Source organism: Cyclobacterium sp., assembly GCF_014762705.1.
Taxonomy (GTDB): Bacteria; Bacteroidota; Bacteroidia; order Cytophagales; family Cyclobacteriaceae; genus Cyclobacterium.
The window spans coordinates 1-13,068 of record NZ_JABURL010000079.1; the positions used below are offsets into that span (position 1 = coordinate 1).

Below are 13,068 nucleotides of genomic sequence, written 5' to 3' on the forward strand. Positions count from 1 at the left end.
GTACTGGGAAAAAGGCGTGTGGTGGCGTCAGGGGGAGATGGCGCCCTCGTTTCGTGGTGAAGATTGCCTGGATGAAATTACCGCTCAGGGTTTGGCCTTTATCGAACGACAATCGGCAGACAACCCGTTTTTTTTGTATTTGCCGCTGACCGGGCCCCATACCCCCTGGCTTCCCTCAGAGGAGCATAAGGGTAAATCGGGAGCGGGCCTGTACGGAGATTTTGTCATGGATATCGATCAGGTGGTAGCCAAAGTGAAGGAGCAGCTCCAGCGTCAGGGATTGCTGGAAAACACCCTGTTGATTTTTTCCAGTGACAATGGGGCCTATTGGCCGGAAGAAGAGATTTTATTGTATGGTCACGATTCTAACAGGGGAGTGCGGGGTCAGAAAGGGGATGTCTGGGATGGCGGCCACCGGGTTCCGCTTTTGATTTCCTGGTCGCAAGGCATAAAGGAAAAAGCAACATTCCGGGGGCTGGTCAGTCTTACCGATCTTTTCGCCACTTTTGCCGGCCTGGTGGATCAAAAAATACCCGAAGGTGCGGCGATGGATAGTTATAGTTTTTTACCGGTATTGCAGGGAGATACCGGTTTCGTGTCCCGTACGGAGATGGTTCACCATTCCTCCTCAGGTATGTTTGCCATCCGGACTCCGGAATGGAAATTTATCGATGGGCTGGGATCCGGAGGCTTTACCTATCCGGGCAGACTTGATCCTGAGAAGGGTGGTCCCAGGGGACAGTTGTACCGGATAAAGGAGGACCCTTACGAGAGAGAAAACCGGTATACTGATTATCCTGGAGTTGTGGAACAACTTAAGTTGCAGCTGGAGGAAATCAAAAACCGGTAGGCTGAATTAGCTTTTTTGCTCAAGTTCTTGGAAAGCCCATTCAGTATTGAGCAATACAGCCAAGAATCGGATGAAGCTGAGATGGAGAGGGGAGCCTTCTACAGCCAGGAAGAAGTAGAGAAAATAACTGGAGATAATTCTTTAGAAAAAAGAAATCAAAATCCTCCGGTTAAGGGCATCAACTGGGTCATTGTAGGAGGAGAGAGCGGTCACAATGCCAGACCTACGAACCCAGACTGAGTCCTGGATATTCAGGAACAGTGTTAAGCGGCCAACCTGGCCATCTTCTTCAAGCAATGGGATGGGAAGAACAAGGAGTAAGCAGGCTGAGAACTCAATTGGCAGACTTTTGATGAGATGCCAGAAAATGAATGGAAAGAATATAATTAGCAAAGGATTATTTTTATGAGACAATGAATAATTTCTGATGGCAAGATATTTTATAAAGTTAATTTTCTTTTAATATAATGGAACAACCCGAAGCAATCAAAGTATTCATTTCTTACAGTCAAACAAATCCGAAGCATCAAGATTGGACAATCAGATTTGCTAATAGGCTCCGCCACGACGGTGTCGATGTAGTTTTGGATAAATGGGATTTAAAGCCTGGTCATGATCTTCATAAATTTATGGAATCAATGGTTTCAGATGTTGCGATAAAAAAAGTTTTAATAGTATCTGATAAGACCTATGTTGAAAAAGCTAATGAAAGGAAAGGAGGTGTAGGAACCGAAACCGAGATTATTACCCCAGGACTTTATAAAAAGAGTGATCAGGAAAAATTTATTCCAATTGTCACTGAGAAGGATGATGATGGGAAGGCTATTTTGCCTGTTTATCTTCAAAGCAGATTGTACTTTGATCTATCTGATGAAAGTACTTTTGAATTCAATTATGAAGAGCTTTTAAGGAATCTATTTAACAGACCTTCAATTTCAAAACCAGCTTTAGGTAATCCTCCAAAATTCTTGGTTCAGGATTCAGTAAACACCTTCAAAACTTCAATTGCCGTTAGGCGGCTGGATAATCAATTGGATCGGCATCCAGAAAGGTTAAATGGGTTAATTCAAGAATTTTTGGAAAGTGTTTTTGATGAAATAAGTCAACTTGAAATATCTAGTGTAGGTAAATATAGGTCTGATGCTGGTAAGTCTCTCGTTAATTTTGTAAACGAATATACTCCAATAAGAAATGATTTTGTTTTATTTTTTCAAAAAATCATTCGTTCCGAAATAAAGTTTGAATTTGATTTAATAATTTCTTTTTTTGAGAAGATGACGCTTCTTTTGAATAGTAAAGGCAGCGGCTCCCATTATGCCTATCAATATGAGGGTTTTCTAATAGCAATTCATGAATTTTTCCTTTACGTCGTTGCATTGGCTTTAAAATATAGGTCATATGGATTTTTGGAGAACCTATTCTCTTCATTATATTTCACAAAGGACAGAGATAATTATAAAAATGAAGGTAAGAATTTTACATTTTTTCTTTCAAAATCAAATGAAGATTTGATTCAATATTATGAGCATATTGAACAGCAAAGATACCCTTCACCACTAGGTCACTTGTTTACGTCAAGGTTAGTTAAGCAAGTTTCTAAGCAAGAATTAGTAGAAGCTGATCTTTTATGCCATTATGTCGCAGTACTAAAAGGGAAGTATTGGGTTCCTGATCTTTATATTTATTTCGAACAAGCGCGTTATAGAGAGGTAGGCAAAATTGAGATATTGTATCGAATGGTTTCAAGAAAACATTTTCAAAAAGTAAAAAATGTTTTTGGTTTTAGTGATATAGAAAGTTTCAAGCGAAAATTAAATGAATTAAAGACCGATAATAATAGTTCGTTGCAATTTGGTTTCTCTGGAAGACGGGATAGGGTGTTAGAGATTTTTCAAGTCATTGATCCAGATAAAATTGGAACTGAATATTAATTAAATTAATAAATGTGAGCCCTTGTTCAGCATATTAACCTATACATATAATAATTAATCTATCTTACAACGCTCAGAATTTTTACCAATATATTCCAAATTCAAATAGAATAAACTATTGCTTTTTATCCTGCAAATCTGCTTTATCCTGTAAAAGCTTAGTGATGTCGATTGGAGGAAGTAGATATCCGCCCATCGGGCCCAGATTGGTAATTTGAAAAATGATATTTCGAAGGTTATTGATTATCATATTCAGGGTAGAAAACTGAGATAAGTTATTCCTTAACCTCTCCTCGATATTTTCAGCGTCTTTGAGTTTAAATGTTGCTCCTCCTTCTACCATAATTTGGTACCCCGGTTTTGGATTTTCTTTGTCTTGGTTAACTTCAATGGTGGTAAGAAGCTGTATCTCCTCATTTTCCTCACATTTGGCCATTTCAAAATTAATTTCTACTGAATAGGTGGAAAATAGTTCCTGCAAATCCAGGTTGTCCTGTTCAGTTACTTCATATCCATAGTGAGATTGAAGTAGTTTGAAATCCAATAACTGTAACGGAGAAAATTTTGCTTTCATCCTGCTTTGGCATAATCATCCTCACTTGAGGGCTCTACGGCCATTACTAATTGAGGATTGGTTTTTTGTTGTTTTAAACTAAAATATTGCTGAGTTAGGGCCCATTTACGATGGTAATCCATGATTTCTTGGTTCACTCGGTCACAAATCATTTCTTCAGTTACTATTTGTTCGTTTTCTGCCAAAATAACCTGTAACCGTATCTCTAGGACTTCTTCCAGCTTTGCAATTGTTGAAAGCTTGAAATCATTCGCCCCCTTTACCAATTTGCTCACCTGCTGCCGACTGACACCCAAAGCATTGGCAAGGTCAGTTTGATTCCAGCCTTTATCGTCAAGGGCATCCAATATCCGCAAGGAAATCCGGGTTGACTTTTTGAGCCATGCTTTATTTGCTAATCTAAAAGCAACTTTTTCCTTCCAACCGGAAGCAGCATTCTCTGCCGCCAGAATTTTTATCTTTTCTTCTGTCTTGCTCATGGTTTTAAATATCTAAGTAAACGAACTCCCCTTCTTCACCTTTCTCCTGCAGGTACTCCCTCACCATATTAAGCTTATATAGTTCCTTCTTTGTGTGCTTCCGATCCTTCATCTGATCGGTCAACTTGATCGCACCACCTGTGATGACAAACGAGTTAGCATACCGGATGGCGTAAATCCTCAGGAACGAGTTGCTTTGAGTACCGTAAGCTTTAAGTTGTTGTAGTTCATAAGCTGTTCCAGCTTCCTTTTTGTGTAATGGTTTAAAAAATTCGCTTAGATGCTTTCCTGATACATCTTCGGCCAATTTGAATAGGGTTTCAAATAAAGCATCTGCATCTTCGATTGCTTTCTCGACGATTTGGCTAAGTGTAGCTTTACCATAATACGATTCATAGTCTCTTTTGTATTGTTTGAAAAATAGACGCAAATCTTCCGGATCCGCCCATTTTTCCTGCAGTATATCCAGCGCATCCTGCTCACTCCCTTCATACTTTACTGCATAAAGGCAATTTTTTGAATGCTCAAATATACAAATAACTTTCATATTGTCAACCTATAAGTTTACAAAATCGTTCCAAAGTCCTTATTTATTTCCGTACCTTGGGATAGGCTCTGCGGCCATATTTAAAGGAAGTTCATCAGGAGCCTTCGCTTTCACCACCTCCCTCAAGCAACCCTGCATCCATTGTTTCTGGGTGTTTTGATGGATATCTATTTCTTGTTCTAGTTTATCGCACAGGGTCATTAAGGCATTGACTTTTTCAACAATGGCTTTTTGCTCTTCTAAACGTGGAAGCGGCAAAATCAATAGTTTTATGTTTTCCCTTGAAATATTTTGCATTGAATCACTCGTGCCTGATGAGACTTTTTTATAGTGTTCCCGGGCTTGTCCACCATTGTTATAAAGGTTTAAAAATTCGGGAGAAATTAAATTTGAAAATCTAATCCTTAAAGTTTTATCATTTAACAACAATTTTGCTCTAACGCTATCTGGCACAATGACACTTTTCGCAATTAAATCACTCGTATTGGCTCTGGTTAAAATGAAATCGCCTGGTTTTATCTCCTTGTCTTCAAAAGGTGTTTCATCCTTCGGAAGTGCTTTGTTTTCTTTTCCGTTAAAAGCGCCCCATGAGATAGCACTCATTTTTATTACTCCCCATTCATCGAAATTCGCAGTTTCTGGAAGACATTTTGGGCTCTTCCCAGCTTCAATATCAATAATTAATTCCCCAAACCTACACCAAACCCACCCCTCCGGCAAGTCATAAGGAATCTCCTCTTCCGAAATTTCAGGGAGTGGCTTTTCCTTTTTGATTTTTCCGGCTTTTATCAACTCTCCTTTTTCAGCTTTGATTTTTTCTAGCAGGTCGGAAGCAGATTTGATTGGTTTTCCCTCGGCTTGTCGAAGGGTTCGCCAATGATGCGTCAGCTTCCCCTGCACCGCCAATTGCAATATGGTTTCCCGGAGTTTTTTGATGGTTGATTTTTCGGTAAAGAAGGTGCCAAACTGTTGTTGGATAAATGACCAATGGCTTGCCACATCCTGTTCTGCCGCTTTGGTCAACTGATTCAAGGCCGAAGTCACAAAGTCAGTCTTCAACTTTATTCGCTCCTTGGTCAAGGCTTCCAATTGCTCAACTTCGGCAAAGAGTTGATTGACGGTTGCTACAATCGCTTTTTGTTCTTCAAGAGGAGGGATGGGAATAATGATATTCTCCCATTTCCCTTTGTTAATAATTGGTGTTGCTGAACCAGATGATTTTACCCAAACTTCCTTTTGAAAAAAAGGTGCTTGACATACAGTTTTGATATAATCAGGTGGGATAATAAGAGGAGAAACTGTATTAATTTGTTGATTACAACTAACATCCATATCATTGATATTACACTTGCCAATGCTTCCTCCAATGCAAACCATCATTAACGAACCTTTTGGAATTAATCTCCCGATTTTAATCCCCTTCTCTGAAAGCCCTCCTTTTGGATACTTCATCCATTGATTTGAAATATCACCAGGCCCTAAGAAAGGAATAAAATTGCCATAATTAGTAAAATCGTTTTTAGGTGGAGTACTGCCTGTTTGAGTATAGCCAGAGTTGCCCAATTTACACCACTTCCAACCATTAGGCAGAGAACCTGGAATCTCAGCCTCTTCAATACTTGGAAGTGGTTTTTCTTTTTTGATCTTTCCAGCTTTGATCATTTCTTCTTTTTCGGCTCTGATCTTTTCCAAAAGTAAAGAAGCAGGTTCGAGAGGCGGTCCCTGAGCCTGTCGAAGGGAGCGCCATTTCTGGGTCAGTTTCCCTTGCACGGCGAGTTGCAAGATCAAGCCTTTCAACTTTTCCGCATTTTTGGGATGCACCGTCAGTTCCTTAAAATGTTCTAATAAATGCATCATTTATCTGAGGGCTTCTGTTAATACCTTGACAATCTCCTCCTGAATCTCGGAGATCTTTTTTTCGGTGGCTTGGTATCGCTTTAGCAGGACTTCCGGACTTTCCAGGTCATCCGCGGCCTGATGGGGATTTTTGATGTCCAGGTTGTATCCCCGGTTTTTGATTTCCTCCACAGAGACCTTCCAGGCATATTGGGTATAGTCCTCATTTTCCCGGTCATTCCACCAGGCTTTTTCCAGGTCAAATTCGGTGATATGAATCGGTTTGCCCTTGTTGTAGCTCTTGACACCATCCGGATAGGGATGCTCAAAGTACCAAATGTCTTTGGTAGGGCTTCCTTTTTCAAAGAAAAGCAAATTGGTCTTAATACCTGTATAGGGATTGAATACGCCATTGGGAAGACGCACAATGGTGTGCAGGTTGCAGCGGGCCATCAGTTCTTCTTTGATACGGGTTTTCACCCCTTCCCCGAAAAGCGTTCCATCCGGTAAGACCACGGCACATCTACCACCGTCTTTCAGCAAGCGGATGATCAGGGCCAGGAATAGATCAGCAGTTTCCTTGGTCCGGAACTTCTGTGGGAAATTGGTTTCAGTACCATCTTCTTCCACACCGCCAAAAGGAGGATTAGTCAGGATAATATCCACCTTATCACTCGCTCCCCAATCCGCATAAGGTTTGTTGAGGAGGTTATCTCTGCGCACCGCAGGCACATCGAAGCCATGCAGCATCAGGTTGGTGGTGCAGAGCAAGTGGGGTAGGGGCTTTTTCTCGATCCCTCTGATGGTTGCCTGAAGGTCGCGTTCGTCCTGCTCGTTTTGGACCAGTTTTTTCTTGTGGTCTATGGTGCAGGTAAGGAAGCCACCCGTCCCGCAAGCCGGGTCGAGGACGGTTTCCTTGAGTTGGGGGTTGATGATATCCACCATAAACTGTGTCACCGCCCTAGGCGTATAGTATTCGCCCGATGAACCTGCCGACTGTAATTCCTTCAATATCGTTTCGTAGAGGTCGTTGAACAGGTGACGGTCTTTGGAACTGTTGAAGTCGATTTTGTTGATCTGATTGATTACCTGACGGAAGAGCGTTCCGTTTTTCATGTAGTTGTAGGTGTCTTCAAAGACAGACCGTATAATTTTGGCCTGAGGACTGATGCTGAAATCCAGTTCTTTAAGGGCCGGAAAAAGCTCATTGTTGACAAAGTCCATCAGGGCATCTCCGGTCAGTCCTTCTTCATTGGCTGCCCAGTTTTGCCATTTGAATGGGTCTGGGATGGGGCTTTGGTAATTTTCTATGGTGATTTCCCATTCTTCTTCCTTATCTGCAAAAATCTTCATAAAAAGCATCCAGACCATCTGCGAGATGCGCTGTGCATCCCCGTCTACTCCTGTGTCTTTCCGCATGATGTCGCGGATGCCTTTGACATTGGTGGTGATTGTAGTCATTTATTTTTTTGTATTCTTTTTTGTTAATGTTTGATTCAAACGGGATCACATGTTTTCAGCAATATGAAGTCATCGAATGGTACGACCCCGTCGGGGTCGCATTAATCCGTGGAAAACCACATTTGCTATAAAAATATGACCTCTTTGAGGTCAGTTTTACATTGGCAATTTTAATCAATTCCAAAGATGCAAATTGATCCCAAAGGGATCGCATGTTTATAGATAAATTACGGCATCGAACGGTACGACCCCGTCGGGGTCGTATTAATTCGCACAAGACGACTTGCTATAAACATATGACCTCTTTGAGGTCAATTAGTTCGTTTACGTCAATATCGATCCCAGCGGGATCAAATGTTTATAGATACATTACGGCGTCGAACGGTACGACCCCGTCGGGGTCGAATTGATTCGTCTATTACACGAATCCTATAAACATTTGACTCTCCGAGGTCTTGTTCTTCATTTTCTGTCCATTCCGATCCCAAGGGGATCGCATGTTTATAGCAACAAGATGTTAATGAACGAGACGACCCCGACGGGGTCGCATTTGTTCGGGCGTAAACGCCATTTCTATACACATGTTACCTCTTCGAGGTCTGATTTATTACCAATCCGTTTAATTATTAAATGGATTGGAATGAATTAATTTTCTATATCATCTATCCATTCAAATAAATATTTTTCTTCGTATTCCACTTGAAACTTTTTCAAAAACCCAATGTATTCTTGCTTGAATGTTTTTTTCTTGTGATGCTCTTTTTGATTTTGGATGTAGGCAATCACATTATCTAAAGCGGAATGAGAATAAGAGAATGCCCCATAACCCTCTTGCCAATCAAATTTATACTTGACAAATTTCTTTTCTTTGACAAAAGCATTGGATGCCTTTTTAACCTCCCTTACAAGATCGGACAGGCAGCATGCGGGCTTCATTCCGATTAGGATATGAATATGGTCCGGCATGCCGTTAATTGCAAGCAGTTTCTGATCCTTATTGGTGATGATTCCTGTGATGTATTTAAATAATTCCTCCTCCCAAGAGGCACCAATCAAACTAGTTCGCCCTTTAACAGCGAATATCACCTGAATATAAATTTGTGAATAGGTGCTCATAAGCCGGTCAAATTATTCTTTTAAGCTGTCTGATAAATTTCCTTTTCCAATTCTTTTATTGCTTGCTCAAAATCTTTTCCCTTGCCAAATGCCCTGACCAATTCCACCGGAGATCCCAATTGGTTGATGGGTTGTATTTTAAGAATAGCTCCCTGTTCGATGGTCGTGATTCCCTCTTGTTCATATTTGTCCAGGAGTGCATTCAGCACGGCCTGGGCTTTTTCACTGTATTTGGCAAAGTAGTTGCTTTTGCGTACCTGTTCGGCGCGTTCTTTTCGGGTAAGTGCGGGCTGGTCAAAGGCAATATGACAGATCAGGTCAAAATCGTCCATTTCTTTCCCAATTTCTTCCCGAAGTGCCTCCAGTAAAATGCCCTGCTCAGCCAATTCTGCCAGTAGAATTTCCTTCTTCTCAGCTGCTGTCCAGCGCTGAATAAAGGCATCCAAAGACCCGAAATGTTGATCCATATTTTTTCGGGTATAATCTTTCAATGATTCGGTGATCAATCGGCCATCTGCTCCAAAATATTGGATTCGCTGATTGATGACAGCTACTTCTACGTCGTTGACATAGTACTTTTTAGGTTCTGCCTCCGGGTCAGGGTCAGGTATCCCAATACCAGGAGGGGGAGTCTCTAATCCGGGAGGATCAGTATCTTCAATTGAATCAGTATTTTCTTCTTCTTCGGTTTCCGGATACACGGGCGGTACCGGAGAATCTTCTATTCCAGGTTCGTAGATCTGAACGGGTTCCCCATCGAAATCGGGATCGGCAAAAAGGTTGGTGGCTTTTCGGAAATCCATAATGGTAAAAAACAGCTTTCCCTCGGCTTCCCGGATTCTTGTACCTCTTCCTACGATCTGCTTGAATTCCGTCATCGAAGCAATATTCGCTTCAAGTACGATCAGTTTGACCATTTTGGTATCCATACCCGTAGTTAGCATTTTGGATGTGGTAGCGATGACGGGGAAGCGTTCTTCCACATCCAAAAAGTTATCCAACTCGCCTTTCCCTATCTCATCATCTCCCGTGATTTTGACCACATAGTAAGGGTGCTTTGTTACTAAATCAGCATTGGCATTGATCAAAGCCTGTCGCATGCGTTGGGCATGTTCTATATCAATGCAAAAGACAATGGTTTTGGCAAACCTATCGGTTGCTTTTAAGAATTCCGTCACCTTATTTGCGATGAGTTGCGTCCGCTGATCGATGACCATTTTACGGTCGTAATCTTTCAGGTTGTAAATCCGGTCTTTGATTTCATGGCCAAATTTGTCCAACATTCCCGAAGATGGTCTCCAACCTTCATCCAGGTTGGTGGTGATTCTTACGACCTTATAAGGAGCCAGAAAACCATCCATTATCCCCTGTTTGAGTGAATAGGTGTAGACAGGTTCTCCGTAATAATCCATATTGGAGATGTCTTTGGTTTCCTTGGGCGTGGCAGTCATACCAATCTGTGTGGCTCCCTGGAAGTAGTCCAGGATTTCCCGCCAGGCGGAGGCTTCTGAGGCCGAACCCCGGTGGCACTCATCCACTACAATCAGGTCAAAAAAGTCCCTGCTGAATTCTTTGTAGGCATTTTTCTCTTCTTCATTGCTGGTCAATCCTTGATACAGCGCAAAGTATATTTGATAAGATTTGTCAATTTTGCGGTTTTTGATGATATGCATGATATCATTTCCAAAAGGGGAGAAGTCCCCGTTTTTGGTCTGGGTGAGTAAGGCATTTCGATCCGCCAGAAAAAGAATTCGTTTTTTGATCCCTGTTTTCCAAAGTCTCCAGATCAAGTTGAAAGCGGTGTACGTTTTTCCTGTTCCGGTAGCCATGACCAGCAGAATTCTATTTTGTCCTTTAGCAATGGATTCAATCGTTCTGTTGACCGCATTGGCCTGATAGTACCTTAAGTTCATGCCGGAATCATCGACATAATAATCTTGCTCTACGATTTCACGCTCCTTTGGCTTTTCAATATTTTTGAATTTCAGGTATTTTTCCCAAAGCGTAGTGGGAGAGGGGAATTCATCTAAAGGGATTTCCTTTTCTCTTATATCGGCGTTGGTTTTGTCATGAAAAACAAAAGCATCACCGTTTGAAGTAAAGACAAAGGGCAATTGAAGTATTTCGGAATATTCCAGTGCTTGCTGCATCCCGGAACCTACTCCTTTCTTATTGTCCTTGGCCTCGATAATGGCAAGAGGGATATTGTTTTTGTAATAGAGAATGTAGTCAGCCCTTTTTCTTATTCCACGAGTATGAAGCGCACCTTGAACGATGATTCGTCCGTCGGTAAAAAACACTTCTTCACGAATTTGCTTTTGGATATCCCAACCTGCTTTTTTCAGTGCCGGAGTGATGAATTTAGTGCAAATGTCCCTTTCGCTTAGGCCTTTCTTATACATTGTAAAAAAATCGACATTGGATTCATGTCTAAATATATTAGTTAATCCCCTAAAAGAAAATTTATGAGTTGGAATGTGTTGAAAATCTATAGTAGATTTACTCCTAAATTTTAATAACAAAATAATTAGGTTGTCCTAAGTGGTGAAATAATGTCAGGCAAACAAGGCTCACCAAATACGACATCATTGCAGTAAAAAATTGATGATGATTTTTATAGGGTTATTGATTTTCATTTCGGGCGCATATCTCTACTTTCGGATTATCCGGAGAGATAAAGTAGGTGTCCATAAATTTAATGCAATTCATAAGATTGGTAGAAACCTGTTTATTTACGCTCTAATAGTAGTAGGATTTATAACGGTAGTGAGGGAGCTGATTATATGGTTGACATCCTAAAAGGTAGAGCAAGTTTTTAAAAAAAAAGCCCGGCAAGTCCGGGCTTTTCGAATTTATAGCGCTGCCACATTTTTCTGGAAGAAGTCTTTGAATTTTTTGTTGGTGAGCATCTTGTCGATGAATTTGAAGATGGGCTTCCTGTGCTCTTAATCGAGCAGTAGGATAAGTCTTAGCTGTTAGACAGCGGTAAAGACAAGGTCATAGGTAAGCCGCCGTTCGTCACCGTGAAAGGACAAAAAGCAAGGCCTGCCTGCTGGATCAGCCTTTCTTGGAGCTTCCCATTACTCCCTCACTTGTTCAAACACAAAAACCCCTTTCTTGTTGGCCACCACCACATCGATCAACCCATTGCCATTAAAATCGGCTGTAATCACATGTACCCCAACACCGGAGTCTTTATCGATCACCTGCTGGGTCCATTGGGGTTCCGGTCCCGGGGTAAAGGCGTACCAGGATAAATAGGGCGTGTCGTATTCGCCGGGATCATTGCCCATATGGGCAAAGTACCGTTTGCCAGTTACCAGGTCCGGATGCCCGTCCCCATTCATATCGACCAGTTCCAGTCCATGGGTTTGGGTAAAAGAATCGTCAATCAGGTGGGTTTCCCATTGTCCCGATTTTTTTTGTTCGTGCCACCAGATACCCAATTTATGGGCGGAGGAGGAAACCACATCCGGGAGACCGTCTTCATTAAAATCCTGCACATACATTTGTGCTGCCGGTTCCCCCAGATTAGCAGCATGAAATTCCCAGGGGCCTTTGGTAGGGTCTTCGGGTGCTTCCCACCAGCCCCCGGTGATGAGCAGGTCCTTTCTCCCATCCCCATTGATATCCCCCATCCCCAGGCCGTGGGAAAATTGGGCAGTTCCCGGACTTTTCTTTTCACTGATCGGGTATTTTTTCCATGCCAGATCATCCGGGCGGGAAGGTGCCCTGAACCAGACCATTTCTCCCGTCTCCGGAATGCTGCCTACAAGGTCCTTGATGCCGTCTTTGTCCACATCGAAAAACCCTGCAGATTCATTGCCTAGCGATTCGTGAATCAGGTGGACCTCCCAGTGACCGGGTTTGTTTTTTGGATTTTCAAACCATTGTACCTCTTTACCGGGAAAGCCAATGCGGACAAAATCAACCCATCCGTCCTGATTGACATCCATGCCATAACTGATAAAGGCATTGCTGTAACCCTTGTCGTACTGGAATTCCTGTGGCACTTCCAGTTCGTGTGGGGTCCAATCCGGTGCCTCAAACCAATAGGCCCCGGCCATTACGTCCATCAATCCATCCTGATTGACATCGCCTATGGCTGCTCCTTCTGCCAGGAAGGTATTGCTTAGGGTATGTTTCCGAAACGAAATCTCGGAAGCTGGAACACCGGATGCATCCTGCCCCATAGAGGGTGGGAGCAAAATCGTTCCAATCAGGATGATTAGTGATGCTGCAATTTTGCTGGATAGGGGGGCTGGAATAAACAT

The 13,068-nt window shown here is 42.1% G+C and carries 11 protein-coding genes; 3 read left to right on the plus strand and 8 right to left on the minus strand.

Translation table 11 applies throughout. The annotated features are described in order from the left end of the window. The 3 genes from HUJ21_RS14695 to HUJ21_RS14705 all read left to right on the plus strand — a co-directional run. Positions 1–850, plus strand: an 850-nt coding sequence (locus tag HUJ21_RS14695; protein ID WP_291371043.1) for a sulfatase-like hydrolase/transferase, incomplete at its 5' end; no start/stop codon positions are given. 15 nt (positions 851–865) lie between these two features. After that, positions 866–1,090 (plus strand): hypothetical protein, encoded by a 225-nt coding sequence (locus tag HUJ21_RS14700; protein ID WP_291371045.1) that lies wholly within the window; start codon positions 866–868, stop codon positions 1,088–1,090. A gap of 227 nt (positions 1,091–1,317) precedes the next feature. Then, the gene (locus HUJ21_RS14705) at positions 1,318–2,781 is read left to right on the plus strand and encodes a TIR domain-containing protein (RefSeq protein ID WP_291371047.1); all 1,464 of its coding nucleotides are present in this window, start codon (positions 1,318–1,320) and stop codon (positions 2,779–2,781) included. Positions 2,782–2,896: 115 nt separating this feature from the next. Here HUJ21_RS14705 and HUJ21_RS14710 read toward each other — a convergent pair whose 3' ends face one another. The 8 genes from HUJ21_RS14710 to HUJ21_RS14745 form a co-directional block, all read right to left on the minus strand. After that, on the minus strand, positions 2,897–3,355 hold the full coding sequence (locus HUJ21_RS14710; protein WP_291371049.1) for a preprotein translocase subunit SecB: 459 nt from the start codon (positions 3,353–3,355) through the stop codon (positions 2,897–2,899). Next, a complete protein-coding gene (locus HUJ21_RS14715; protein ID WP_291371051.1) occupies positions 3,352–3,834 on the minus strand; it encodes a helix-turn-helix transcriptional regulator in 483 nt (160 codons plus the stop codon). Before HUJ21_RS14715 ends, HUJ21_RS14710 begins: the two co-directional genes overlap by 4 nt. Before the next feature lie 4 nt (positions 3,835–3,838). Then, positions 3,839–4,381 (minus strand): hypothetical protein, encoded by a 543-nt coding sequence (locus HUJ21_RS14720; protein ID WP_291371052.1) that lies wholly within the window; start codon positions 4,379–4,381, stop codon positions 3,839–3,841. A gap of 39 nt (positions 4,382–4,420) precedes the next feature. After that, positions 4,421–6,238 (minus strand): restriction endonuclease subunit S, encoded by a 1,818-nt coding sequence (locus HUJ21_RS14725; protein WP_291371054.1) that lies wholly within the window; start codon positions 6,236–6,238, stop codon positions 4,421–4,423. Further along, positions 6,239–7,678, minus strand: a complete 1,440-nt coding sequence (locus tag HUJ21_RS14730) for a class I SAM-dependent DNA methyltransferase (RefSeq protein WP_291371056.1) — start codon at positions 7,676–7,678, stop codon at positions 6,239–6,241. A 645-nt stretch (positions 7,679–8,323) separates the two neighbouring features. Beyond that, positions 8,324–8,794 (minus strand): IS200/IS605 family transposase, encoded by a 471-nt coding sequence (gene tnpA / locus HUJ21_RS14735; protein ID WP_291371058.1) that lies wholly within the window; start codon positions 8,792–8,794, stop codon positions 8,324–8,326. A gap of 20 nt (positions 8,795–8,814) precedes the next feature. Further along, positions 8,815–11,196: an EcoAI/FtnUII family type I restriction enzme subunit R gene (gene hsdR, locus HUJ21_RS14740; protein WP_291371060.1), complete on the minus strand. Its 2,382-nt coding sequence runs from the start codon at positions 11,194–11,196 to the stop codon at positions 8,815–8,817. A 678-nt stretch (positions 11,197–11,874) separates the two neighbouring features. Continuing rightward, positions 11,875–13,068 (minus strand): VCBS repeat-containing protein, encoded by a 1,194-nt coding sequence (locus HUJ21_RS14745; protein ID WP_291371062.1) that lies wholly within the window; start codon positions 13,066–13,068, stop codon positions 11,875–11,877.

What these genes read in the sequence shown, in the direction of transcription:
- hsdR (WP_291371060.1), bottom strand. Translation starts at nt 11,196, where the DNA reads ATGTATAAGAAAGGCCTAAGCGAAAGGGACATTTGCACTAAATTCATC.
- HUJ21_RS14725 (WP_291371054.1), bottom strand. Translation starts at nt 6,238, where the DNA reads ATGATGCATTTATTAGAACATTTTAAGGAACTGACGGTGCATCCCAAA.
- tnpA (WP_291371058.1), bottom strand. Translation starts at nt 8,794, where the DNA reads ATGAGCACCTATTCACAAATTTATATTCAGGTGATATTCGCTGTTAAA.
- HUJ21_RS14715 (WP_291371051.1), bottom strand. Translation starts at nt 3,834, where the DNA reads ATGAGCAAGACAGAAGAAAAGATAAAAATTCTGGCGGCAGAGAATGCT.
- HUJ21_RS14730 (WP_291371056.1), bottom strand. Translation starts at nt 7,678, where the DNA reads ATGACTACAATCACCACCAATGTCAAAGGCATCCGCGACATCATGCGG.
- HUJ21_RS14705 (WP_291371047.1), top strand. Translation starts at nt 1,318, where the DNA reads ATGGAACAACCCGAAGCAATCAAAGTATTCATTTCTTACAGTCAAACA.
- HUJ21_RS14720 (WP_291371052.1), bottom strand. Translation starts at nt 4,381, where the DNA reads ATGAAAGTTATTTGTATATTTGAGCATTCAAAAAATTGCCTTTATGCA.
- HUJ21_RS14710 (WP_291371049.1), bottom strand. Translation starts at nt 3,355, where the DNA reads ATGAAAGCAAAATTTTCTCCGTTACAGTTATTGGATTTCAAACTACTT.
- HUJ21_RS14745 (WP_291371062.1), bottom strand. Translation starts at nt 13,068, where the DNA reads ATGTTTATTCCAGCCCCCCTATCCAGCAAAATTGCAGCATCACTAATC.